General features: G+C 61.6%; 19 protein-coding genes. 6 read left to right on the forward strand and 13 right to left on the reverse strand.

From position 1 onward, the window contains the following. Window positions 1–24 precede the first annotated feature (24 nt). From addA to M3N55_RS04935, 5 genes are all read right to left on the reverse strand, one after another. A complete protein-coding gene (gene addA, locus M3N55_RS04915) occupies window positions 25–3330 on the reverse strand; it encodes a double-strand break repair helicase AddA (RefSeq protein ID WP_249056961.1) in 3306 nt (1101 codons plus the stop codon). Then, complete coding sequence (addB, locus tag M3N55_RS04920) at window positions 3323–6235, reverse strand: double-strand break repair protein AddB (protein ID WP_249056963.1); 2913 nt, start codon at window positions 6233–6235, stop codon at window positions 3323–3325. Before addB ends, addA begins: the two co-directional genes overlap by 8 nt. Beyond that, entirely contained in the window at window positions 6235–6717 is a 483-nt protein-coding gene (gene tsaE, locus M3N55_RS04925) for a tRNA (adenosine(37)-N6)-threonylcarbamoyltransferase complex ATPase subunit type 1 TsaE (RefSeq protein WP_283163874.1), read from the reverse strand. The genes addB and tsaE overlap by 1 nt, the downstream gene beginning before the upstream one ends. An 80-nt stretch (window positions 6718–6797) precedes the next feature. Further along, window positions 6798–8480: a PAS-domain containing protein gene (locus tag M3N55_RS04930; RefSeq protein WP_249056966.1), complete on the reverse strand. Its 1683-nt coding sequence runs from the start codon at window positions 8478–8480 to the stop codon at window positions 6798–6800. Between the two features lie 90 nt (window positions 8481–8570). Beyond that, entirely contained in the window at window positions 8571–8894 is a 324-nt protein-coding gene (locus tag M3N55_RS04935) for a 2Fe-2S iron-sulfur cluster-binding protein (RefSeq protein WP_249056967.1), read from the reverse strand. A gap of 99 nt (window positions 8895–8993) precedes the next feature. On the opposite strand from M3N55_RS04935, the gene M3N55_RS04940 reads away from it, so the two are divergent. Then, window positions 8994–9497 (forward strand): peptidoglycan-binding domain-containing protein, encoded by a 504-nt coding sequence (locus M3N55_RS04940; RefSeq protein WP_249056969.1) that lies wholly within the window; start codon window positions 8994–8996, stop codon window positions 9495–9497. A 57-nt stretch (window positions 9498–9554) separates the two neighbouring features. On the opposite strand, the gene M3N55_RS04945 is transcribed toward M3N55_RS04940, so the two are convergent. The 7 genes from M3N55_RS04945 to M3N55_RS04975 form a co-directional block, all read right to left on the reverse strand. Further along, window positions 9555–11042: a Do family serine endopeptidase gene (locus M3N55_RS04945; RefSeq protein ID WP_249056971.1), complete on the reverse strand. Its 1488-nt coding sequence runs from the start codon at window positions 11040–11042 to the stop codon at window positions 9555–9557. 123 nt (window positions 11043–11165) lie between these two features. Further along, on the reverse strand, window positions 11166–11369 hold the full coding sequence (locus M3N55_RS04950) for a DUF2065 domain-containing protein (protein WP_249056973.1): 204 nt from the start codon (window positions 11367–11369) through the stop codon (window positions 11166–11168). Window positions 11370–11380: 11 nt separating this feature from the next. Beyond that, on the reverse strand, window positions 11381–12385 hold the full coding sequence (hflC, locus tag M3N55_RS04955; protein WP_249056975.1) for a protease modulator HflC: 1005 nt from the start codon (window positions 12383–12385) through the stop codon (window positions 11381–11383). Then, window positions 12385–13515 carry an FtsH protease activity modulator HflK gene (hflK, locus tag M3N55_RS04960; RefSeq protein WP_249056977.1) on the reverse strand — a complete coding sequence of 377 codons (1131 nt, stop codon included), beginning with the start codon at window positions 13513–13515 and terminating at the stop codon, window positions 12385–12387. Before hflK ends, hflC begins: the two co-directional genes overlap by 1 nt. Before the next feature lie 65 nt (window positions 13516–13580). Then, window positions 13581–14945: a glutathione-disulfide reductase gene (gene gorA / locus M3N55_RS04965; protein ID WP_249056979.1), complete on the reverse strand. Its 1365-nt coding sequence runs from the start codon at window positions 14943–14945 to the stop codon at window positions 13581–13583. Between the two features lie 10 nt (window positions 14946–14955). After that, on the reverse strand, window positions 14956–15744 hold the full coding sequence (rpiA, locus tag M3N55_RS04970) for a ribose-5-phosphate isomerase RpiA (protein ID WP_249056980.1): 789 nt from the start codon (window positions 15742–15744) through the stop codon (window positions 14956–14958). A 60-nt stretch (window positions 15745–15804) separates the two neighbouring features. Continuing rightward, on the reverse strand, window positions 15805–16191 hold the full coding sequence (locus M3N55_RS04975; RefSeq protein WP_249056983.1) for a c-type cytochrome: 387 nt from the start codon (window positions 16189–16191) through the stop codon (window positions 15805–15807). A 130-nt stretch (window positions 16192–16321) separates the two neighbouring features. Between M3N55_RS04975 and M3N55_RS04980 the strand changes: the two genes are divergently transcribed. From M3N55_RS04980 to cutA, 3 genes are all read left to right on the forward strand, one after another. Further along, complete coding sequence (locus tag M3N55_RS04980) at window positions 16322–17692, forward strand: L-serine ammonia-lyase (RefSeq protein ID WP_249056985.1); 1371 nt, start codon at window positions 16322–16324, stop codon at window positions 17690–17692. A gap of 128 nt (window positions 17693–17820) precedes the next feature. Further along, window positions 17821–18792 (forward strand): hypothetical protein, encoded by a 972-nt coding sequence (locus M3N55_RS04985; protein ID WP_249056987.1) that lies wholly within the window; start codon window positions 17821–17823, stop codon window positions 18790–18792. Continuing rightward, a complete protein-coding gene (cutA, locus tag M3N55_RS04990) occupies window positions 18789–19118 on the forward strand; it encodes a divalent-cation tolerance protein CutA (RefSeq protein WP_249056989.1) in 330 nt (109 codons plus the stop codon). The genes M3N55_RS04985 and cutA overlap by 4 nt, the downstream gene beginning before the upstream one ends. On the opposite strand, the gene M3N55_RS04995 is transcribed toward cutA, so the two are convergent. Continuing rightward, the gene (locus tag M3N55_RS04995; RefSeq protein ID WP_249056990.1) at window positions 19100–19513 is read right to left on the reverse strand and encodes a VOC family protein; all 414 of its coding nucleotides are present in this window, start codon (window positions 19511–19513) and stop codon (window positions 19100–19102) included. The two genes, cutA and M3N55_RS04995, sit on opposite strands and share 19 nt — an antisense overlap. Window positions 19514–19719: 206 nt before the next feature. Here M3N55_RS04995 and ileS point away from each other — a divergent pair, with 206 nt between their 5' ends. Together ileS and M3N55_RS05005 are read left to right on the forward strand one after the other, a co-directional pair. Beyond that, window positions 19720–22695 (forward strand): isoleucine--tRNA ligase, encoded by a 2976-nt coding sequence (gene ileS, locus M3N55_RS05000; protein WP_249056991.1) that lies wholly within the window; start codon window positions 19720–19722, stop codon window positions 22693–22695. Window positions 22696–22758: 63 nt separating this feature from the next. After that, a complete protein-coding gene (locus M3N55_RS05005; RefSeq protein WP_249056993.1) occupies window positions 22759–22965 on the forward strand; it encodes a DUF2798 domain-containing protein in 207 nt (68 codons plus the stop codon). The last annotated feature ends 34 nt before the right edge of the window (window positions 22966–22999 follow it).

Genomic DNA, 22999 nt, shown 5'->3' on the forward strand with positions numbered 1-22999 from the left:
AATTATGCCTCTGCGCGCGCGGATTCAAGCACTCGCGCGGGCAACCGCGGCACGCAGGGGCGCGTCGGGCAGTCGCATCAGCTCGGCCGTTGCGGTCCAGAGCAGCGCCATCTCGACCGTATGACCGGGAAAGACCTGTTCCAACGCCTGCAGATAAGCCCCCATCTGGCGCAGCAACCCTTCCGGCACATCTGCGACATCGCGCGGCACAACCCGGTTCGATTTGTAATCAACCGCCAATACATGCCCGTCTTGCACCACCAACCGGTCAATTACGCCAAACAGCGGGCGCGCGCCAAGCTGGCCCGCGATTTCGACCTCTGCCAATGTGCCGCGGGCGAAAAGCGGGGCAAGCGCAGGCGTGTCCAGAACCGAGACCGCTTCTGGCAATAGCTGCGAGGCATCGGACGGGCTACCAAGAAGTGCTGCGGCGCGGGCGCCCCATGTCTCTCGCGGCCAAAGCGGCAGATGCTCCAGCAGCATGTGCAACCCGGTGCCCAAACGCAGTGCTGTGTCCTCGTCAAGGCCTGCCTCGCCCGGCAATGCCTTTGCTCCCCCCAAGGTCGAGGGGGTCAAAGGTTTGGGCCGATCCGGTGGCGGCGGCGCGGGGTACCAAAGCGCATCGGGCAGCGGCATGGGCGCAATCGCGGCCGTTTGCGGCTCTGTGCCTTGCTCTGGCCAGACGCCATGCGCGTGGCGCATCCCCGGCCCGGTCGGCGTGTCCAGATGGTCCGCGCCCGCCAGACGCAGGCCGTCCGCCACACGATTATACCAATTTTCGGGCTGTTTCATGTCGCCCGCGCCCGCAACGATCAGCCAGCTTTCGGCGCGCGTCATTGCAACATACAGCAACCTTGCATCTTCCTGCGCGCGCTGTGCTGCGCGATCATCCAGTGCGGATTGCACCGGCGCGGGGTTCAGCCCGGCATTTGCCTTCCAGACCGCACGGCCTTCGACCCCGACAATTTCTGTCTTGTCATTCGCCCTTTGATCGGCGGTATCGGGCAGGATAACGATGGGCGATTCCAGCCCCTTGGCGCCGTGCACGGTCATCACCCGCAGCATCGGGCTGGCGCTGTCCAATTCGCGTTTCAACTCGACCTCGTCGCGCTCCAGCCAGGACAGGAACCCGGTCAGCGACGGTATTTCCGCTTGTTCATAGCTTAGGGCCTGCGCAAGGAACGCGTCGATCCCGTCCTCGGCCTCTGTTCCCAGCCGCGCGATCAGGCGGCGGCGACCGTCATGGCGTGACAGCACCCGTTCGACCAAATCATAAGGGCGCAAAAAGTCCGTCTGCAAGCGCAGGTCGCGCAACACGGCCAGCGTCGGGCTGTCGTCTTGGGCGCGCAGCCGCGACCACAGGTATTCGCCCTTGGTGCGGCCCTGCGCCAAGCGGTAAAGCGCATCTTCAGACCAGCCAAACAGCGGCGAGCGCAGGCAGGCGGCCAGCGACAAATCGTCCTCGGGTGTGGCCAGAAAGGCCAGAAGCGCCGTCAGGTCGCGCACCGCCATTTCCCCGCCCAAGCGCAACCGATCAGCCCCGGCAATTGCCAGCCTTTGAGCCTTGCAGGCCGAAATAATCTCGTGAAACAAAGGGCCACGCCTGCGCACCAGGATCAGGACATCACCTTCGGTCATGAGACGAGCAGAGCCCTTGTGCGGCACAAGCGTGCGCGCATCGATCATGCGGCGCAATTCGGAGGCAATTTCGCGGGCAAGCTTGCGCGCGTGATGCTCGTCCGAGCGCAGATCGACCGGGTCATACCAAGCGCGGTCGTGCTCGGCTTTCTCGGGCAGAATCGGTGTCCACAGGTCCACCCGGCCCGGCAGCGCATGGAAAAAGGCGATATGCGTGGGCGGCCCGCCAAGCCCCTCATCCTGCGGCGGCTGGAATGTCATGTCGACCGTGCGCAGCACCCCGGCGGACGAACGGAACGAATGTTCCAAAGCCGCATCTTCCAGCCGCAGCCCGACATCGGACAGGCGTTCGCGGAACATCGCCTGCATGTCATCGAAGACTCTCAGATCGGCCCCTTGGAACGAATAGATCGACTGTTTCTTGTCGCCCACCACGAACAGGCTGCGCTCCACGTCGCGCGCCCCGATGCCCGCAGTAAATTCCTGCGTCAGCAATTCAATGACCCGCCATTGCGCGGGGCTGGTGTCCTGCGCTTCATCGACAAGGATGTGGTCAACCCCGCCATCCAGCTTGAACAGAACCCATTGCGCGACTGAGGGATCGGTCAGCAATTGTCCGGTGCGCAGGATCAGGTCGTCGAAATCCAACCAGGCGCGCGCGTCTTTCTGTGCGCGGTAAGCCACCAGAAACGGCTGGGCGAACGTATGCAGCACCCGCGCCCGGTGCAGCGCGGCAAGGCCAAGCCGCAAGGGGCGAGCCTGCTCGACCCGCGCCATAAACTGATTGAGCGGGTCAATCAGCGCATCCATGGCAATGCGTGTGTCCTTGGTGGGAAAGCTGCCAATCTTGGCCGCGAAGGGTTCCTTTGCCGTGGCGCCCGTCAGAAATATTCCTTCCAAATGGGGCAAGAGCGACAGATCAGCGCGGTCCATGTCCAAGGCGCGCAGCTTGTCGGCGGCCTTGCCATCATTCTTGCCGCCCGCGTCCAGAAACGGAAGCATGTCCGCAATCAGCGCGGCCTCGCTGCCAAGGAACACCTCTGACAACAGCTTGTCCTCGGTCATACCTGCGGGCAGGCCAAAGGTCGCCTCTTCCGGGGCGGGGGCGTCGAACAGGGCAGATTTGCCACATATCTCGGCCAGCAGCGTCTCGATCTCTGCTCCGGTGAAAACCTGCGCCAAACGGGCCACAGCATCGGAATTTTCCGACAGTTCCTCCAGCACATCGGCGCGCAAGGCACGCGCGGCGCGGGCGTCCATCTCCGTAAAGGCCGGGGACAGGTGCGCCTCCAGCGGGAAGCGGCGCAACAACGACGCGCAAAACGAATGGATCGTCTGGATCTTCAATCCGCCCGGGGCTTCGATCGCACGGGCAAAAAGCCGCCGCGCCTGTGCCAGTTGCTCTGACGATCCGCCTGCCTCGCCGATCTTGGACAGTTCGGCGCGCAACTCTTCATCGGGCAGCATGGCCCATTTTCCCAACAGGGCAAAGAGCCGGTTCTGCATCTCGCTCGCGGCAGCCTTGGTGTAGGTCAGACACAGAATATGCTGCGGCGCGACATCATTCAGCAGCAACCGTGCCACGCGGTCGGTGAGCACCTTGGTCTTACCAGACCCGGCATTGGCGGACAGCCAGGTCGAGGACAAGGGCTCTGACGCGCGGTTCTGCGCTTCGGTCGCGGCATCAACCATCGTTGCGCCCCACAGGGATCGTGACCGACTGGTCTTGCATCGTCCACTCCCCGAACCGCGCCAGATGGTCGTAATCGCCACTCAGGCCACCTTTCTCGACAGCGCGGCGAGCGGAAAAACCCTGATCCTTGTCCTGATAAGTGCGGATCAACGCGAAAAAACCATCGCGGACCGTGTCCAGCAAGGCTTCGTCAATCTCTGTCGTTGCCGCTTTCAGCGCCCCGCCCCCAAGGCCCAGATAAGTGATGCGCGCCACATCGCGCGGGCCAAGCGCCTCGAACGCGCCCTCATGCGCCATGAGCGCCTGCAACAAAAGCTGCTTTGCAAAGCGCTCTTGCTGCGGCTTACTTGGCGGCATCCCGGTCTTGTAATCAATGATATGCAACCGTCCATCTGGCCATTCGTCAATCCGGTCGGGCTTGGCCGTCAGGGTAAAGGGCAAATCGGGAAGCGCCCAGCCAGCCCTGTCTTCACGCAGCACGATCTTGCCGGGTTGCGCGTCAAGATAAGCTGTCAGGTCCGGCGCAACGCGCGACAGGCGCGCGGCCCAAAACGCGCGCACGGCCTGCCATGGCACAGCGTCGCGCAAGACGTCTTCGGCCACATCCATCAACGCGCCGGGATGCTCCGGATCGGTCGCGCGTTCCAACACCTTGTGCAGCACCGTGCCCCGCAACAAAGCGTCCGGCTGTGGCAGCAGCGGCTTGAGCTTCTCCAGCCCCAGAACATGGCGCGCATAGATCGCATAGGGGTCACGAATTAGGGTTTCGATCTGTGTTACCGACAGCCGCTGTGGGCGCACTGGCGGGGCGGGCGCGGGGCGCGGGGCAAGCGGGTCAGGCGAAACACGGCGCATATCAGCCTCGAAGGCAGCGGCCTCATCCAGCCAGTGCTGGCCACGCTCACGCATCGCGTTCAACGCCGCGCCCCCCCCTTGCGCGGGCAAACCGTCCAGAAGGTTGGTCAAGCGGTTCAACCAGCGCGAGGGAACGGTCTGCGCTTCTGCTGTGCGCTTCGCGCGCGACAGCACCACGCGGGGCGCGCACACAGCCTGTTGATAATCATGCGCCGACAGCCCGATCTGCCGGTCCGGCAGCAAGAGCCCGACCTGCGCACGCATGGCCCGGTTCAGCCACGGGTCCGGGTCAGGGGCTTTCGGCCAAACACCCTCATTCAGCCCTGCGGCGATTACAAGGTCGGCCCCCTGCACCCGCGCTTCCAGCGTGCCCCAGATCATGATGTCAGGATGTGCGGTGACGGGGTCACGCACCTCGCGCCCAGCAAAAAGGGTGCCAAGCAAAGCGACATAGTCGAAGGCGGTCAACTCGCCGCCGGCCTCTGCCTCTGTCGCAAGCGCCTCCATGGCGCCGCGTGCTTCTTGCCCCGCCGCTTCATCCCACAACACCCCGGCGCCTGCGGCACCGGCACCGGCAGCGATCGCCTCTGCAAGCGACAGATGATCGGCCACACGCAGCGCCAAAGGGCGCGGGTCCGGGTCTGGCGATGCGGGGAGCGTTGCGCCCAACCACTTCGCCCAATCCTGCCGAGGACCGGGATCGGGCGCGAACCCAGCCAGAATTTGCGCATCGGGGAACGGTAGCGACCGGCGCCGCAGATACAGTTCCAGATCGCGCGTATGCCGCAGATGGTCGCCGCGCCCTTCGCCGCTATGCGTAAGCGGGTGCTTCAACAAGGCCAGCAGCCGAGGCACATCCAGCCGGTTCAGGAACAACTCTGCGACCTGCCGCAAGAACCGCCCCGGCGCCGACAACCCAAGCGGGCGGCCCGCGCTGTCATCCGGGATAATGCCCCAGACCTGAAGCGCCGCCGCCACCCGGCGTGTCAAGTCGCGGTCAGGGGTCACAAGTGCAGCGCGCTGTCCCTTGCAAGCGGCATCAAACAGACAATGCGCAATTGCTGTCGCTTCGGCGCGGGGTGACGGTGCCTCGATCAGGCTCAGACCCTCTGTCGCGCGAGCAAGGTCGCCCAGATCCGGCCCCTCGCGCAGCCATTGATCGGTCTGCGGCGCAGGGCGCAATGACAGCGAAATCAGCTTTCCGCGCGGCAATTCGGGGCTCTCATGCCACGGCATGACGGCGTTGGAACCAAGGCCCAAGTCATCCAGCATAACACGGAACCGAAACTGCGGATGATCTTCCGACACGGTCGCTCTGTCCAGCAGCGCCCATGCAGCGGGCGGCATGTCAAAATCGAAACCGGGAAGGACCACGGCACCTTGCGGCAAGCGTGCCACGGCTTGCATGAGCATGGCCGTCGTTCCGCGCGACCCGGTCGAGCCGACAACCAGAATCGGGTCCGGCGGCGGGGACACTGACCACGCCTCGGTCAGGTCAAGGACTTGGACGCGCAACCGGCCCTCTGCATCGGGTGCATCCTGCGCGATGACGGTTTCCGCCAAACGCAGGAATTTCTGAGCCTGCGCCCAATGTTCGGCATGTTCGGTCAGGTCCAAATGGTCAAGCGCCTGAAATGGCACGCCTTCGGCCTGCATTTCAGCGAACAGGCGTGCAAGGCTGTCTGCCAAATCGAACACCGCTGCCCGCGGGGCCAGTTTTGGCTGGGCCGCCTGAAGCATCCCGACAAGCCGCGCCAGTTCCAATCGCCGCCGCAATGGGGGGACCGGGGGCGCATGTTGCGGCGCACCGTCGAACAGTAACGGGTCGGTCACCAACCGGATACGCGGCAGCAGCCCCGGCCCCTGCGCCACAAGGCAGTCGCGTATGCGCCGCCGCATCCGGGCAGAGTTCACCAGAATGGTCACACGCGCCCGCGCCTCCGGCGGCATGTCCGCCAACCTTGCGCGCAGACCCGCCGCAAAAAGCTGCGGGAAATCCGCACCCGGCGGCAAGGCAAACACACGCGGTATGTCGGACCGGGCGAACATCAAGCAGCACCCAACCGCATAAGCCGATCACGCCAGCGCGGTGCTTCACTCTGAAAATGCAGGTGCCGGTCATCCCCCTCGGGCCGGATATCCAGCAGCAAAGCGCCTTGCGGGGTCAAATCGCCCAGTCGGTCGGGCCATTCAACAAGGCAAATCGCGCTCTCAAACGCATCCACCAACCCCAGTTCGTCACATTCCGACGGGCTGGTCAGCCGATACAGATCGGCGTGCCACAGTTCGACGCTATCCAGATCGTAACACTGCACAAGGGTAAAGGTGGGCGATGGCACATCTTCAAAGCGGTCAAGCGCCGCAAGCCGCGACTGGATCAAGGCGCGGGCGAAGTGGCTTTTTCCAGCGCCGACCGGACCCTGCAACAAGATCACATCTCCCGCTGCCATCTGAGCACCTAACAGCCACGCGATCCGCGCAGTCTCCTCGGGTGATGAGGATATTATCGTGGTGTCGAGGGTCGGTTCCATAGCACAGGTGTTACATGCCAAGACCTGCGATTCCAGCCCTCTTGCGCGCCGTTCACACGACGATCATCGACAAAGAACGCCTAGCCCCGCGACCGGCTGCCAGCATGCTGAACCAAGCGCGCCTTGCGGGTCGGGGCCAGCCCGATCTCGGCAGGGTCTGTCCGAAACTGAGGCCCGGCGCTTTGCAAAATATCCGGGGCCGCCAGCGCGTGTGCATGATGACGGGCGACGACCACGTCGCGCGCCGTTTCCTGCCGTAAAGGTCGGAAGGTCAGCATAAGCCAATCTTGGCGAAGCCGCCGGGCATGAACGCCAAGCGTGGTCCCATCCAGCAGGCAAACGCTGCCTTGCACCACGGCACCAAGATCACGATTGGCGGCAAAGTCGTTTAGCTTGTCCCAGAATGGCGTCGTCGTCGTCGTTTTCTTCCACAGGCTCAACGCGTGTAGAAAGCCCGTGTCGGCAAGGTTATTGCAAGGGTCTTCGCCCCATATCTGGCTGTAGCGCGCATTCGAGATCAATGTATCGCCCGCAGGCCCAAAAGCCGCGACCGCGTCGGGCAGCCCATCCAGCACAGCCTGCCCCAGTTCGATCTCTTGGCGCAAGCTGCGCGCGAGCGTGGCGTCCGAGGTCACGTCCTCGAAAAAGAACGCCAATGCGCCACCCGGCTGGGGCTGTCCGCTAACGTGGTAAATGCGGCCATTGCCAAGGCACCACTCCTCGCTGAAAAGCCCTGTCTCGGCAGCGCGCTCCATCTCGGTAATCTCGCGGCGCCAGGTCGCGAAATCCTTGGGTTCGGGCAACATGCGCAATTCCCGCAAGGTGAAAAGCACCTGCTCGAAGCTGGGCCGCGCAGCCAAAAAGAGCGGGTCCAGCCCCATAAGATCGACCAAGGCGGGGTTGAAAACCTGCAGGCGGCGTTCCGTGTCGAATAGTGCAAGCCCCGTGGGCAGACATGCGAAGGTGCGCGTCAGGATCTGCATCATCTCGCGCCGCGAGGTTTCAGTCTGCACGGCAAGGTCGATGGGCGTTGCGAAATGCTGCACCTCGGCACCGTCCGCCACCATGTCATGGCTAAACCAAGACATATGCGCCCCCATATCGAGCGATAGGCGACCGTGCGCATCGGACATTTGCCCGTCAAACAGGGGCGGAATTGGCCAAGCCAGACCATTCCGACCTTTATCGAATGCGGTGTAAGTGTCGATGTAAGCGGTGTTGGCCCATGTGATCTCGCCCACCTTGTTCACCCGCCACGACAGCACCGGCATGTGCTTGGCCACATCACGCAGGGTATCCAGCTCTTCGCGCATGGCTTCGAAACTAAGCCGGTCCATCGCGACCAGCGCACCTTCGGCGCGTGTATCGACCAACCGAAGATGTGTCAGCCCCTTCTTGCGACTGGCCCGCAGGATCAGACCGCTGTCATCCTTCGCCTGCAATTCCATCTGCCCCAGCCCGACCAAACGGCCAAGACTGCTGCGCAAGTCCAGGAACCGATGGTCCAGATACCGCAACAAATGCTCAAGATCGTCGCGCCTGCAATCGCTGGCAGCCATGATCGACCCTAGCAGCTGGCGCCCGCGGTCGGACATGTCGACCAGCGTGTCATCCCGAAAGATGAAAACGGCATCTTGTTCAGATATTTCAGGGGTGTAGCCCGCGTCACGTTTGCGCATGCCCCGAAACAAAAGCACCACGGCCGCGCACACCAACGCACTGCTGGTCACGATCGTCAGACCCAGAAAAAGCGCTTGCGACATGTCCCAACCCCTCGACCGACATCATTATGTCAGAGCCTGACGCAGATTGGTTAAGTCGCCGTTAAGATTACACCCAGAGGCAGCGCTTGATCAGATTTGTTTTTCCGGCATGAACACTTTCAGCCCATCCATCTCTGCGCTGACCTTAAGTTGGCAGGTCAGGCGCGAGCGTTGTGGATCCGGCTGGTAGGCAAAGTCCAGCATGTCCTCTTCCATCGCGTCCTTGGCGGGCAGTTTGTCGGTCCAGCCTGGGTCGACATAGACATGGCAGGTCGAGCAGGCACAGGCACCCCCGCAATCGGCTTCGATACCGGGAATCCCGTTGTCGCGCGCGCCTTCCATGACTGTCAGGCCATCGGCCACATCCACCACATGTTCGGTGCCGTTGAACTCGACATAAGTGATTTTGGCCATACTGCCCTCGTCTGATCGCTTGTCCTGTTTGCGACTTAAGCCACCACACCCATTTTGGCCAGAGGTGTTTTTGGCGCAAAAGCACCGATAAAACGACGCATGGGTGCCTACATTGCGCCCGAATCGGTTTATAAGTTTCTGAGCATGGAACACAAAGACCGTCATAACCGATTTCTCGCCCTGCATATCGGAGCTGTCGTCGCGCTGACGGCCATGGCCCATGCTGATATGGCAAGCGCCGCAGATCCGGGCGCAACCCGCGCGCGGGTTGAAACCGCAAGCCTGTCACTGCCCGCCAGCCCGAACCGGGCTTGTTGGGCGCGTTATTCCGTAAACGGAGCTGCGCCCGCGAATGGTGTCATCGAAGAAACCGCCTTTCGTGTGCCCTGCCCCGAAACTGTCAACAGCGTTTTCGTGGCAAGCCTGCAACGCGCTTTGCACGTGCGCGATTATTACGCAGGTCCGATCACCGGCCAGCCTGACGCTGCAACTCGCGATGCGGTGCGCGCGTTTCAGCGCGACAACGGGTTCGATAGCCCAATCCTGACGCTGGAGACCGCGCAACGTCTTGGTCTGTCGCCCCGCGACTTCGGACAGAACTGAGCAAAAAAAACGCGCGCCGTGTAGGCGCGCGTTTTAGGCGGTGGTCGAAATGTAGGGCTACTCTTCGAGGCTGAGTGCCACGAAGCGCGGATCGCCACCGCGACGCAACAACACCAACAATGATTTGCGGCCAGCCTCACGGGCTTCTTCAGCGCGGGCCTGCAACTCGGACACGGTGGACACAGGTTGCTGGTTGGCCTCGGTAATCAGATCGCCGGGCAGAATACCCTTGGTCCCCGCATCGCTATCCGGCTCGACAGACCCGACCACCAAACCGGTCAACCCTGCGGGCAGATCCAACTGGACGCGGATTGCATCGGTGATGGGAGCAAGCTCCATCCCCAAAAAGTTGGACGGTTCGGGGTCCGGGGCTGGCATTCCGGGTGCCGGAGTGTTGGTCGCTTCGGCCAGTTCGCGCTGCCCAAGCGTGACAGAAACGGTTTCTTCCTCGCCATCGCGGAACACCACAACATCGACCGCACGGCCAACGCCGGCATCAGCAACACGCCGCACCAGCATATTGCTATCCGCCACATCGCCGCCGTCAAATTCAAGGATGACGTCGCCGGCCTGAATGCCAGCCTCTTGGGACGGTCCATCCATCACCTCTGTGACCATAGCACCGCGCGCGCTGCTCAGGCCAATCGCGTCGGCCATTTCATCGGTCACGTTTTGGATGCGAACGCCCAGCCAGCCGCGGCGGGTGCTGCCAAACTCGCGCAGTTGTTCCACAACACCGGTGGCAACGTTGGACGACATCGCAAACCCGATCCCGATGGACCCGCCCGTGGGCGACAGAATCGCGGTATTCACGCCGATGACCTCGCCCTCCATGTTGAATAGCGGACCACCAGAGTTGCCGCGGTTGATGGCCGCATCGGTCTGGATGTAGTCGTCATAGTTGCCTTGCAACGCACGGCCGCGCGCAGAAATGATCCCGGCGCTGACAGAAAAGCCCTGCCCCAGCGGGTTGCCCACGGCCAGAACCCAGTCACCGACGCGCGCAGCCTCTGCATCACCGAAGGCGACGAAGGGCAGGTCGTCGTCATGCGTGACCTTCAACAAGGCAATGTCCGTAGCCGGGTCCGTGCCGACCAGTTCTGCTTCCAGCTCTAGCCCAGAGAAAAACTCGATGCGGATTTCATCAGCACCGTCGATGACGTGGTTATTCGTGACCAGGTAACCGTCCGGTGAAATCACGAAACCGGACCCGAGCGCCTGTCCCTGACGTGGGCGCTGCGGACGGTTCGGTGCGCCGGGGTTGCGCGGGTCGTCAAAGAAATCGCGGAAGAAATCCTCGAACGGGGACCCTTCGGGCATTTGCGGTGCACCATCCAGTCGCGTGGCAACCGTGGTCGTGGTGGTAATATTCACCACGGCCGGGCTGACACGTTCTGCAAGGTCGGCAAAGCTCTCTGGGCGGTCTTGCGCCATAAGAAGGGTGACTTGCGCAAGGGTAAGCACCAGCGCAAGGGCGGTAAGCTTGACTAGTCTAAGCGCTCCGCCTGTATCGCCTTGGCGCGCTATCGCGACGGTGGAAGGCATATGTGAACTCCTCTTTCACTGTCTTGATCTGTGGACCGACGGGCCACAGCTTCACAGTTAGATATGATGGATTGACGCAAACGCAATTCGTGAAATGATATTTCAACCAAAGGTGAGCACAGGTTACGGCCCTGCGATCACCCCCGACAAGGTAATCAACGCCCCCCCTGCGACCAATGCAAGCGCGCCGATAAGACGGCGTGCGCCTTCGGGCAGTTGCGCCAGAGCTTTCAAAAGATCTTCTATGCGGGAAGGGGCCAGTGCGAACACCAGCCCCTCCAGAATTAGCACCAGCCCAAGGGCCAAGAACAGCGTGGAAAAAGTCACGCCCTGCGCCCTTAGTTGCTAATCATGTCTTCAAGTTCGCGCACCGATTCAGGCTCTTCCGGCCCGGTTTCAGGCAAGCGTTCGCGCCCAGCTTCAGGATTTTCTTCCAATTCGCGCGCAAAGGCTTCGGCTGCGGCCAGCGCCTCTCCACTCAGGCCATCGCTGCGCAGGAAGGTGAAGAATTCGCTATCCGGGCGCAGCACCATAGAGGAATTGTCACCCCGCAGCGCTGCCGCATAGCTTTGCATGGACCGCGAGAAGGCGAAGAATTCCGGGTCAAGATTATACGCATCCGCATAAACCCGGTTACGTTCCGCGTCGGCCTCACCGCGTACGATCTCTGCATCACGCTGCGCACTCGACACCAGTTCCGTCACCGTCCGGTCGGCAAGCGCACGAACCCGCTGCGCGGCTTCGTTACCGCGCGCACGTTCGTCAGCGGCTTCGCGTTCACGTTCCGCGCGCATCCGCGCGAAGGTCGCTTCAAGGTTTTCCTGCGGCAGATCGGTGCGGGTCAGACGCACGTCAATCACCTCGATCCCCAAGGATTGTGCCTGACGACTTGCGATGGCCCGAATCTGGTTCATCAGCCCGGTGCGATCTTCAGACAGAACAGCCGTCGACGGCACAGAGCCAAGCACTTCGCGGATTGCGGCGTTCATGATACGCTCCATGCGACCTTGCGCGCCGCGCACACCGTCCAGACCGACAGCCTCACGGAACTCGGTCACATCCCGCAAGCGCCAGCGCAGAAACGCATCGACCACAAGACGGCGGTCATCCAGCGGCGTCACTTCCAGAGGCTGCGTTTGCAGACCCAGAATGCGGGCATCATAGCGGACCACTTCCTGAATGAAGGGAAGCTTGAACCCCAGACCGGGCTCAGAGATTTCCTGTTTCACTTGCCCGAATTGTAGCACCAACACGTTTTCGCGTTCATCCACAATGAACAGCGACGAGAAGGCAAGCACGACCGCGACGGCCAGAACCGGCAGCAAAAGACCAGCTTTTTTCATCAGTTTGCACTCCTCTGGCGGCCAAGTTCGTTCAGCGGAAGATAGGGCAAGACGCCGGTACCACCTTCGCCACCCGTGACATTGTCCAGAATGGTCAGGTTCATGCTGCCCAGAACCTGTTCCATGGTTTCAAGATACATCCGTTTACGGGTCACCTCGGGCGCATTCACATATTCGGTGTAGACCGACACGAAGCGGCTGGCCTCACCCTGCGCGGTGTTGATGACCTGCGCGCGGTAACCTTCGGCCTCTTCGCGAAGCTGCGCGGCCTGACCACGGGCTTCTGCCAGAACCCGGTTGGCATAGGCGTCAGCCTCACGCTCCAGACGGTCACGCTCTTGACGGGCGGTCTGCACATCGCGGAAGGCGCTGATGACCTGCTCTGGCGGGTCTGCCTTGTCAAAGTTAACCCGAATAACGGCAATGCCGGAATCGTAGCTGTCGAGAAGATCTTGCACATTCGCCTGAAGGTCGGCTGCAATCGCACCCCGGTCACGGTTCAGAACGGGAGACAATTCGGACCGGGCAATAATATCGCGCATGGCGGATTCGGATGTTGCGCGCACGGTTTCGCGTGGGTCGGCCAGATTGAACAGGAAGCGCGCAGGATCCGCGATGTTCCAGACCACCTGGAATTCGATATCCACCACGGCTTCGTCACGGGTCAGCATAAGACCACTGTCCAGAACCGAGCGCCCTGTGCCAACCTCGGTCACACGTTCGGTTGTCACCTGCACCACCTCTGCACTGACCACGGGCCAAGGCGCAAAGTTCAGGCCAGGGTTACCAGTGCTGTAATATTGGCCGAACAGCAATTCGACCGAGCGCTCTTCCGGGCGCACGGTATAGAAGGATGCAAAGGCCCAAGCCACGACCAGCGCCACAAGACCCAGCAACACCCCGCGTTTGCTGAACCCGCCGCCCATGCCGCCACCGGGGCCACCATTGCCGCCGCCGCGACCGCCCATCAGCACGCGCAACTGCTCTTGACCCTTCTTCACGATCTCTTCAATTTCGGGAACTTGCTGGCCACCGCCGCCGCGCGGGCCGTTATTGCCGCCATCGCCACCGCGGTTTCCACCGCTGCCGCGATTGCCGCCTCCCCATGGCCCTCCGTTGTTTCCGGACATTTGGACTCCATTCCTGATTTATAGCTTTGTGTGACAAGTGGGTTCACGCCCGGCAAATTCAAGCCTTAACCGGGATGCGACCGGGCGGGTTTACGCATTGTGACCAGTTCTTCGGCCATAGATGGATGCACCGCAAGCGTAGCATCGAATTCTGCTTTTGTGGCCCCCATGGACACCGCAACGCCTGCAAGCTGGATCATCTCTCCCGCTCCATCCGCGACGATGTGACACCCCAACACGCGGTCGGTTTTGGCGCAAACGACCAGTTTCATCATGGCGCGCGCGTCGCGGCCGGCGAACAGGCTGTGCATGGGACGGAAGGCCGCGCTATACACATCAACCGGGCCTTGGTCGCGCGCCTCTTCTTCTGTCGAGCCCACGGTGCCGAATTCCGGGCGCGTAAACACCGCCGTCGGAATCAGCCCATGGTCGAAATAGCGCGGCGTGCCGCCAAAGACGGTATCAGCAAACGCATGGCCCTCACGGATCGCGACCGGCGTCAGGTTGGCGCGGTTGGTCACGTCGCCCACGGCATAGACAGAGGGAATCGCGGTCTGGCTGTAGCGGTCGACCGGGATCGCGCCGCCCGGCCCAAGGTCCAGCCCCAACTTGTCCAACCCCAAGCCATCTGTATTGGGCTTGCGTCCTGTGGCGAACATTACGGCGTCATAGACCCCATCATGGCCGGTGCTCGCCTTGACGAAGGTTTGCCCCTCTTCGGCGCGCATCTCGACCACATCGGTGCCCAGATGCAGGTCAACGCCGTTGGCGGTCATCTCATCCGCAATATGCCCACGCGCTTCCTCGTCAAACCCGCGCAGGATTTGCGCGCCCCGATAAAATTGCGTTGTCTTCACGCCCAGACCATTGAAAATGCAGGCGAATTCGCTGGCAATATACCCCCCGCCCACGATCAGCATGGACTTGGGCAGCGTGTCCATAAAGAACACCTCGTTCGAGGTCAGCACACCCTGGCTTTGCCATTGTTCGGGCACGACCGGCGTGCCGCCCGTAGCGATCAGAATGTGCCGCGCGGTCACTTTGCGACCATCGGCCAATTCGACCGTATGCGGGTCATCGAGCGTGGCGCGACAATCGAACACGGTCACGCCCGCGCCATCAAGACCAGAGCGATAGGCTTTTTCCAGACGGTCCAGTTCCGCGTCCAGCTTTGCACGGAACGCGCCCCAATCGAACGCGCCGATCTGCGCGTCCCAGCCGTAGGCTTGCGCATCTGCCACCCGGCCGGGAAATTCTGACGCGAAAACCATCAGCTTTTTCGGCACGCACCCTCGAATCACACAGGTGCCGCCCATGCGGTGTTCTTCGGCCAGTGCGACCTTGGCACCATGTTCGCTGGCGGCAATCCGGGCCGCGCGCACGCCCCCCGAGCCACCGCCGATCACGAACAGATCATAGTCGAATGACATGATCCCTCCTTCAAATATCATCGAAGATATTGCTGTCCTCGGCCAGTTCGACCCGCCGGTGACTGACCTGCGCAGACCCGTCCGACAGGTCACGCAATTCAACCGCACCATCCGGGTGACCGATGATGACCTGATCGGCGATATCGACGAACAGCCCGTTTTCAACCACGCCGGGCACCTGATTCAGAACCAGTGACAGTTGCCGCGCGTTGCCGATGCGGCCCAGCGCGAGGTCAAGAATGTAATTGCCCTCATCGGTCATATAAGGGGCGTCGCCATTCATCCGCAGGGATGTGCGACGGTCCAACACGTCCATGCTGGCCAGAATTTCTTCGATCAGCGCCTTGGACGCTTGCCAGCCAAAGGGAATCACCTCCACCGGCAGGGGGAATGCGCCCAGCGCGTTGACCTCTTTCGCAGGGTCCGTAATCACGATCATCTGGTCTGACGCGGTCGCTACGATCTTTTCGTGCAACAGCGCGCCGCCGCCGCCCTTGATCAGCGTCAGTTCGGCATCGAATTCGTCAGCGCCGTCGATTGTCAGATCCAGCCAGCGCGCCTCGTCCAACGTGACCACGTTAATCCCGACCTCGCGCGCAAGCTGCGCGGTGCGCGTTGACGTCGGCACGGCGATGATGCGCAACCCCTCATGCTTGACCCGCGCGCCCAGGCGACGCACCAGCCAACTGGCCGTCGATCCGGTGCCAAGCCCCACACGCATGCCGTCCTTGACGAAATCCGCCGCGCAATAGGCGGCTGCGTATTTGGCGCGATCAATCGGGGTCATCTGGTCGGTCATGGCGGGCCCTCGTTAAACTGTTGGCGGGGTTATAGGCGCTTTGCCACCTAGGTTTAAGGGCTAATTGCCTGACCGTTGCAGACTGCGCAGATAACTGTCGAGTGCGACGATCTTTTCAGGCAGTTGGCGCGACATTCCATCCGACATTGGAACGCGGGTCAGTGGGCCGGTCAGCAGATAACCGAATTGCGGCATCGCTACGCCCGCATAGGCCGCCTGGCCGCGCGCATAGCCATCCAGCTTGTCCAGAACCATGGTTTGCGGATAAGTGCCGCCCGCGCGCAAGGCCAGCCCCGTCAGGTCAGGCACAGTGTCGCCCCCGGTGGCATTGGCGCCGTGGCATTGCACGCAATTCTGCGCGAACAGGCTGCGCCCGGCCTGCGGGCTTGTGGTCGGAGAGCAGGCCGAAATGGCCAGAAGCGACGCGATGGCAAATATTCGTATCATTGCGCTAGCCTGCCTCAGCCAAGCGCATCTGCCAAGGGGTCTTGTTTGACTACCGTCATGTCGTTTCCCGCGATTGAAAACATCTGCCAAGCCTGTAGCCTCGGCCAAAGTGGTTTTCAAAAGGTGCGCGATGTTTCTGTCGGTCTTCGACATGTTCAAGATAGGGATCGGTCCGTCCTCATCCCACACGATTGGGCCGATGATCGCCGCGGCGCGGTTTCTGGACCATCTGCGCGGGCTGCCTTTTGGCGTGGCGGGGTTGCGTGCATCGCTTCATGGGTCATTGGCCTTTACCGGCGTGGGCCATGCCACCGACCGGGCGGTCATCCTTGGGTTGGCGGGGTTCGTCCCGTCTGCCTATGACGCGACGCGCGCCGAAGCTGAATTGCTCCGCATCAAGGCCGAGGGCCATGTCGAGGTAGAGGGGCTTGGCACACTGCGCTTCCTGCCCGACACCGACCTTGTGTTTGATTACGGCGCGCCCCTGCCCGGCCATGCCAACGGGTTACGGCTTATGGCGACCGACGCGCAAGGCGATGTCATCGCGCAGGAAACCTATTATTCCATAGGCGGCGGATTTGTCGTGACCGAGGCGGAACTGGGCGCGGAACCGCCCGCACCTGCCGCGACCTTCCCCCACCCTTTCGCGACGGCGGCTGAAATGCTCCAGATGGCGCGCGCTTCTGGCAAAAGCATTGCGCAGATGAAACGCGCCAATGAACTGGCGCTGATGGGGCCAAACGCGCTCGATGACGGTATGCGCCGCATCTGGGCCGTGATGCGTGCCTGCATTGACCGCGGGCTGGAAACGGGTGGCACGCTACCCGGCGGGCTAAACGTGAAGCGCCGCGCCAAAGCGATCCGCGAAGCGCTGGAACGCGAGCGCGGGCTGAATCTGACCGCACCGCATGTCATAAATGACTGGATCAGCACCTACGCAATGGCGGTGAATGAGGAAAACGCTGCCGGCGGTCAGGTCGTGACCGCGCCCACCAATGGCGCGGCGGGCGTGGTTCCCGCCACGATCCGCTATTGGCTGGACCATGTTCCCGGCGCATCAGAGGCCCGGGTGGGTGAGTTCCTGTTGACCGCTTCTGCCATTGGCGGGCTGGTCAAACACAACGCCTCTATTTCCGGCGCGGAATGCGGCTGTCAGGCAGAGGTCGGCGCGGCCTCTGCCATGGCCGCCGCCGGGTTGGCCGCCGTGCTGGAGGCAACGCCCGAACAGGTCGAAAACGCTGCTGAAATTGCGCTGGAACACCATCTGGGCATGACCTGCGACCCGGTGAAAGGGCTGGTGCAAGTGCCCTGTATTGAACGCAACGGCTTGGGCGCGATCAAGGCAGTCTCGGCCGCCTCGCTTGCGCTGCGTGGTGATGGCACGCATTTCATGCCGCTAGACAACTGCATAGAGGCCATGCGCCAGACCGGGGCCGATATGTCGGAAAAATACAAGGAGACCGCCTTGGGCGGGTTGGCGGTGAATATTCCAAACTGCTGACGTTGAAAGATTTTCCTGACAGCCGCGTGTTTGGCCAAAGGCGTGTCATGAGTATTTATGGCAAGATGAAATGGCTTTGCGCCGTCTGCTTGAACGCCTAATGTAGGGTGAGCAAGGAAAGGGCGCAGATGGCAACGATCCGCAATATCCTGATCGTGGCGCAAGACGGGCGGCTGCAATATGAAGCGCTTCTGTTCGCCGCAAGCCTGCGCCATTTTCCGGAAAACCGCGATCTGCGGCTGGTGGTAGCAGAACCGCAACCGGGGCCGCTATGGCAGGGCGACCCACGCATAAGCCGCCCCGCAATTCGCCGCGAGTTGCGCGCTTTGGGCGCGGATATCATACCGCTGCACAGCAAGGTTTTCGGCGCGCGCTACCCGCAAGGCAACAAGCTGGAAGCCTTGGCGCTGCTGCCCACGGGCGAAGCTTTTGCCTTTTTTGACACTGACACGCTGATAACCGGCCCGATTGTCGATGTTGTGGCCGGGCCGCCCACGGCCTCTGTGCGGGTCGAACCAACATGGCCGCGAGAGCCTTTATACGGGCCGTCCTTGGCGCAGATCTGGGGCGCGCTGTATGACCGCTTTGGGCTGGAGATGGCTCTCACCCTTAACACCCGTTTTGGCGCGGATGACTGGCGGCGGTATCTGTATTTCAATGCCGGATGGTTTACCGGCACCTGCCCGCACCAGATGGGCGAACGGTTGCTGCATTACGTGGCAGCGATCGAGCGCGACCCGCCGCCGGAACTTGCCACGCAAACCCTGTTCCCGTGGCTGGACCAGATCGTGCTGCCCCTCGCGATTGCGGCAGAGGGCGGCGGGCGACGCGACACAGGGTTGGATGGCCCGAAATCGCTACATTACCGCGCCTTGCCCGAAATTTACGCCTATGCGTCCGACCATGCGGTCGACATTCTGGAACAGGTCACACGCGCGGCTCACCTTTGGGACATTTTCAACCAGCACGTTGCCTTCCGCCGGATGATCTTCAAGGAAAACGGTCCTGCTTTGCGCCAGATCATAGCAGGCACCCCACCGCCTTTCACATATTGGGCACGCAGGAAACAGATCATGGATGCGGGGTATTGGGTGCGATGACTGACTTGATAGAAGTGGAGGTAACTTGCCCGGACGCGGACAGCGCGCGGCAGATTGCCCGTGCGGCTTTGGAAGCGCGGCTTGTCGCTTGCGCCAATATCCTGCCGGGGCTGGAAAGCCTGTTTCACTGGCAGGGGCAGATCGATTCGGAAAGCGAAGTGCTGGTGCGCATGAAAGCGCCCGCCGGACAATTCGATGCGCTCTGCCATGTCATCGCCGCGCACCACCCCTACGAGCTGCCTGCCATCACCGCCCTGCCCCTTACCGCTATCGGCCCCGGCGTGGCCGAATGGGTGGCAACCGAATGTCAGGACGCAAACACCTGATCGGCGCTGGCATAGCCCTTGACCTCTATCGGGTTGCCCGACGGGTCACGGAAGAACATGGTCCATTGTTCACCCGGCTGGCCTTCATACCGTAGGGTCGGCGGGATCACGAACGCCACGCCCGCCGCGTCCAGCCGGTCCGCCAGCGTTTGAAATCGGTCGACATCCAGCACCAGCCCGAAATGCGGCATCGGCACCATGTGATCGCCCACCTTTCCCGTGGGGGTGTTGGCGAAGGGCGCGCCTAAATGCAGACTAATCTGATGGCCGAAAAAGTCGAAATCCACCCATGTCTCGGTGCTTCGCCCTTCGGCACAGCCCAAGGTCCCGCCATAAAAGGCGCGCGCGGCGTCCAGATCGGTCACATGATAGGCGAAGTGAAACGGCATCAGCATGGGCAATCCTCCTGTTTGCATGTTGGTATCCCTGCACGCCAAAACAGGCAAGCGCCCCTCTGGACCCTGCGCGCGCGCAACCCTATAAGGCGCGCATGAATATTATAGCGATCATCCAGCGAATTAGCGTCCCGGCACTCTGACGCGCGCGGAGTGCCGGGTTCGATTGCGCTTGCCCCTTCCCCAATTTGCGAAAGATCGCCCCAATGACCGACTACAGAGACACCCTATCCCTGCCCGAAACCGACTTTCCCATGCGCGCTGGCCTGCCTGCGCGCGAGCCCGATTGGCTGGCCCGTTGGGAGCGCTTGGGCATCTATGACCGGCTGCGTGCGAATGCCGAAGGTCGTAAACCGTTCATCCTGCACGATGGCCCCCCATACGCCAATGGACACCTGCATATCGGCCACGCGCTGAACAAGGTGCTGAAAGACTTCATTACCCGCAGCCAGCAAATGCTGGGCCGCGATGCGCGCTATGTGCCGGGTTGGGATTGCCACGGCCTGCCCATCGAGTGGAAGATCGAAGAGAAATATCGCGCCGAAGGCTTGGACAAGGACGCGGTCGATGTGGTCGATTTCCGTCAGGAATGCCGCCGCTTTGCCGCGGGCTGGATCGACGTGCAGCGCGAGGAATTCAAGCGCCTTGGCATTACCGGGAAATGGGACAAGCCTTATCTGACGATGGATTACCACGCCGAAGCCGTGATCGCGGGTGAGTTCATGAAGCTGGTGATGAACGGGTCACTGTATCAGGGGTCCAAGCCCGTGATGTGGTCGCCGGTGGAAAAAACCGCGCTGGCAGAGGCCGAGGTGGAGTATCACGAGCATACGTCGCATACGATCTGGGTGCGGTTTCCTGTTGTTGCTGTCAGTTCCAATGAGTTTGCTGACGCCGTTCAACGACTCCTCTTGGACCAGAACGAAGGAGAAGTCGCGTCTAAAGAAGTCTTCGATGAGCTTCTTTCTGCTTCGGTCGTCATCTGGACCACCACACCTTGGACCATCCCACAAAACCGCGCTGTGTGTTTTGGCCCCGGTATAGCTTATGGGCTTTATGAGATCACAGAAGTGCCAGAGGGTTCAAACTTGGAACTCGGAGCCAAAGTAATCTTGGCTGAGGCGCTTGCAGAAACAGCTTTTGCACAAGCAAAGGTTAAAGCGACACTACGCCGAAGCGTCAGCAGCCGTGAACTTGTCGCCCTCACCCTCGCCCACCCCTTCCGGGGCGTCGAAGGCGCAAACGGCGAATGGGATTTCGACGTGCCCATGCTGCCCGGCGACCATGTGACCGATGACGCGGGCACCGGGTTCGTGCACACCGCCCCCAGCCATGGCGATGATGACTATCAGATGTATCTGCAGTTCAAGGATCAATATCCTGACTTCAAAATGACTTACAACGTCGAGCCGGATGGCAGCTACCGCACCGACCTGCCGCTGTTTGGCGGCGAAGTCATCATCAAGCCCGATGGCAAGGAAGGCGGCGCGAATGTCGCGGTCATCAAGCAACTCGCCTATGCCGGTGCGCTGTTTGCCAAGGGCAAGCTGAAACACAGCTATCCGCATAGCTGGCGGTCGAAAGCGCCGCTGATCTACCGTAACACCGCGCAATGGTTCGCTGCCATCGACAAACCGCTGGATGACGGCATGGGCGAACATGGCGACACGATCCGCAAACGCGCGCTGGAAAGCATCGACCGGCTGGTGAAATGGACACCGCAAACCGGGCGCAACCGTCTGTTTTCGATGATCGAAAACCGCCCCGACTGGGTGCTGTCTCGCCAGCGTGCTTGGGGCGTGCCGCTGACCTGTTTCGTGAAAAACGGCGCGAAACCGACCGATCCCGATTTCCTGTTGCGTGACGAACAAGTCAACGCCCGGATCAAGGCTGCGTTCGAAACCGAAGGCGCAGATGCGTGGTATGTGCAAGGTTTCAAGGAACGCATCCTTACAGGGCTGCATGACCCGGACGCGTATGAGCAGGTTTTTGACATTCTGGATGTCTGGTTCGATTCCGGCTCGACCCATGCCTTCGTGTTGCGTGACCGCGAGGATGGCAGCCCGGACGGGATCGCAGACCTGTATCTGGAAGGGACCGACCAGCACCGTGGTTGGTTCCATTCGTCTATGCTGCAAGCCTGCGCCACCAAGGGCCGCGCGCCTTATCGGGGCGTGTTGACCCACGGCTTTACGCTGGACGAAAAGGGCATGAAAATGTCCAAATCGCTTGGCAACACTGTCGCCCCGCAAGAGGTGATCGACCAATACGGCGCCGATATTCTGCGCCTTTGGGTCGCGCAATCCGACTACACTGCGGATTTGCGCATCGGCAAAGAAATCCTGAAAGGCGTGGCGGACAGCTACCGCCGCTTGCGTAACACGCTGCGCTTCATGCTGGGCAATCTGGATGGCTGGTCAGAGGAAGAGCGCGTTGCCCCCGCTGATATGCCCGAACTGGAGCGGCTGATGCTGCACCGGATGGCAGAGTTGGACGGCGTGGTGCGCAAAGGCTACGACGCTTACGACTTTCAGGGCGTGTTCCAAGCCTTGTTCAATTTTGCAACAACGGACCTGTCGGCTTTCTATTTCGACATCCGCAAAGATGCACTTTACTGCGATTCGCCCGACAGCCTGCGCCGCCGCGCATCGCGCACGGTGCTGGACCTGTTGTTCCACCGGCTGGTGACATGGCTCGCCCCGATCCTGCCGTTCACCATGGAAGATGTGTGGCTGTCGCGCTTCCCGTCCGCGGATGACAGCGTGCATCTGCACGATATTCCGGCCACGCCTTCGGACTGGCTGGACCCGGCATTGGCCGAACGCTCCAAAACCGTGCGGATGGTGCGGCGTGTCGTGACCGGAGCGCTGGAAGCAGAGCGCCGCGCCAAGACCATTGGTGCCAGCCTGGAAGCGGCACCCATCGTCCACCTGACCGACGCGCAAGCCCAGATCGTAACCGACCCGGAAACCTTCGCGGATTTGTGCATCACATCGGGCGTGACCCTGACCACCACACCGGCCCCCGAAGGCGCGTTCACGCTGGACGACGCACCCGGCGTCGCCGTTGTCTTTGCCCGCGCCGAAGGTCAGAAATGCGAACGCTGCTGGAAGATCAGCCCCGACGTGGGCAGCCACGCGCACCCGAACACATGTGCGCGATGCAGCGCCGCCTTGGGGTGACAGTCTTGCGCTCGACAACATATTCACTATATTGATTATGTTGTCGAGCAATAGAGGGCCACAATGAAATTGCGCATTCTTACCGGCGTGCTGATGGGCACGATCATGTCGGTCATCATGTCAGGCTTCATAACTGCGGTGAACACCGGGTTCGAAGCGGGGTATCTGGGCCGCTGGGCGTATGCTTGGGCGGTGGCTTGGGTCATTGCGGTGCCGCTGGCGGTTCTGGTCGGACCCTTTGCGCGCAAATGGGCAGAGCGACTGGCCTGACACCGCTGCGACCTGCTGGACCGATGCCGCGTCT

The sequence above is a fragment of the Roseinatronobacter domitianus genome, from assembly GCF_023336755.1.
Classification (GTDB): domain Bacteria; phylum Pseudomonadota; class Alphaproteobacteria; order Rhodobacterales; family Rhodobacteraceae; genus Roseinatronobacter; species Roseinatronobacter domitianus.

Excerpts from the sequence above, each read along its gene's own strand:
- M3N55_RS04995 (WP_249056990.1), bottom strand. The coding sequence starts at position 19,513 with ATGCTGATGCCGTTTCACTTCGCCTATCATGTGACCGATCTGGACGCC.
- rpiA (WP_249056980.1), bottom strand. The coding sequence starts at position 15,744 with ATGACCGACCAGATGACCCCGATTGATCGCGCCAAATACGCAGCCGCC.
- tsaE (WP_283163874.1), bottom strand. The coding sequence starts at position 6,717 with ATGGAACCGACCCTCGACACCACGATAATATCCTCATCACCCGAGGAG.
- M3N55_RS04985 (WP_249056987.1), top strand. The coding sequence starts at position 17,821 with ATGGCAACGATCCGCAATATCCTGATCGTGGCGCAAGACGGGCGGCTG.
- addB (WP_249056963.1), bottom strand. The coding sequence starts at position 6,235 with ATGTTCGCCCGGTCCGACATACCGCGTGTGTTTGCCTTGCCGCCGGGT.
- hflK (WP_249056977.1), bottom strand. The coding sequence starts at position 13,515 with ATGTCCGGAAACAACGGAGGGCCATGGGGAGGCGGCAATCGCGGCAGC.
- M3N55_RS04940 (WP_249056969.1), top strand. The coding sequence starts at position 8,994 with ATGGGTGCCTACATTGCGCCCGAATCGGTTTATAAGTTTCTGAGCATG.
- M3N55_RS04980 (WP_249056985.1), top strand. The coding sequence starts at position 16,322 with ATGTTTCTGTCGGTCTTCGACATGTTCAAGATAGGGATCGGTCCGTCC.
- cutA (WP_249056989.1), top strand. The coding sequence starts at position 18,789 with ATGACTGACTTGATAGAAGTGGAGGTAACTTGCCCGGACGCGGACAGC.
- M3N55_RS05005 (WP_249056993.1), top strand. The coding sequence starts at position 22,759 with ATGAAATTGCGCATTCTTACCGGCGTGCTGATGGGCACGATCATGTCG.
- M3N55_RS04975 (WP_249056983.1), bottom strand. The coding sequence starts at position 16,191 with ATGATACGAATATTTGCCATCGCGTCGCTTCTGGCCATTTCGGCCTGC.
- gorA (WP_249056979.1), bottom strand. The coding sequence starts at position 14,945 with ATGTCATTCGACTATGATCTGTTCGTGATCGGCGGTGGCTCGGGGGGC.
- ileS (WP_249056991.1), top strand. The coding sequence starts at position 19,720 with ATGACCGACTACAGAGACACCCTATCCCTGCCCGAAACCGACTTTCCC.
- M3N55_RS04945 (WP_249056971.1), bottom strand. The coding sequence starts at position 11,042 with ATGCCTTCCACCGTCGCGATAGCGCGCCAAGGCGATACAGGCGGAGCG.
- M3N55_RS04930 (WP_249056966.1), bottom strand. The coding sequence starts at position 8,480 with ATGTCGCAAGCGCTTTTTCTGGGTCTGACGATCGTGACCAGCAGTGCG.
- M3N55_RS04935 (WP_249056967.1), bottom strand. The coding sequence starts at position 8,894 with ATGGCCAAAATCACTTATGTCGAGTTCAACGGCACCGAACATGTGGTG.
- addA (WP_249056961.1), bottom strand. The coding sequence starts at position 3,330 with ATGGTTGATGCCGCGACCGAAGCGCAGAACCGCGCGTCAGAGCCCTTG.
- hflC (WP_249056975.1), bottom strand. The coding sequence starts at position 12,385 with ATGAAAAAAGCTGGTCTTTTGCTGCCGGTTCTGGCCGTCGCGGTCGTG.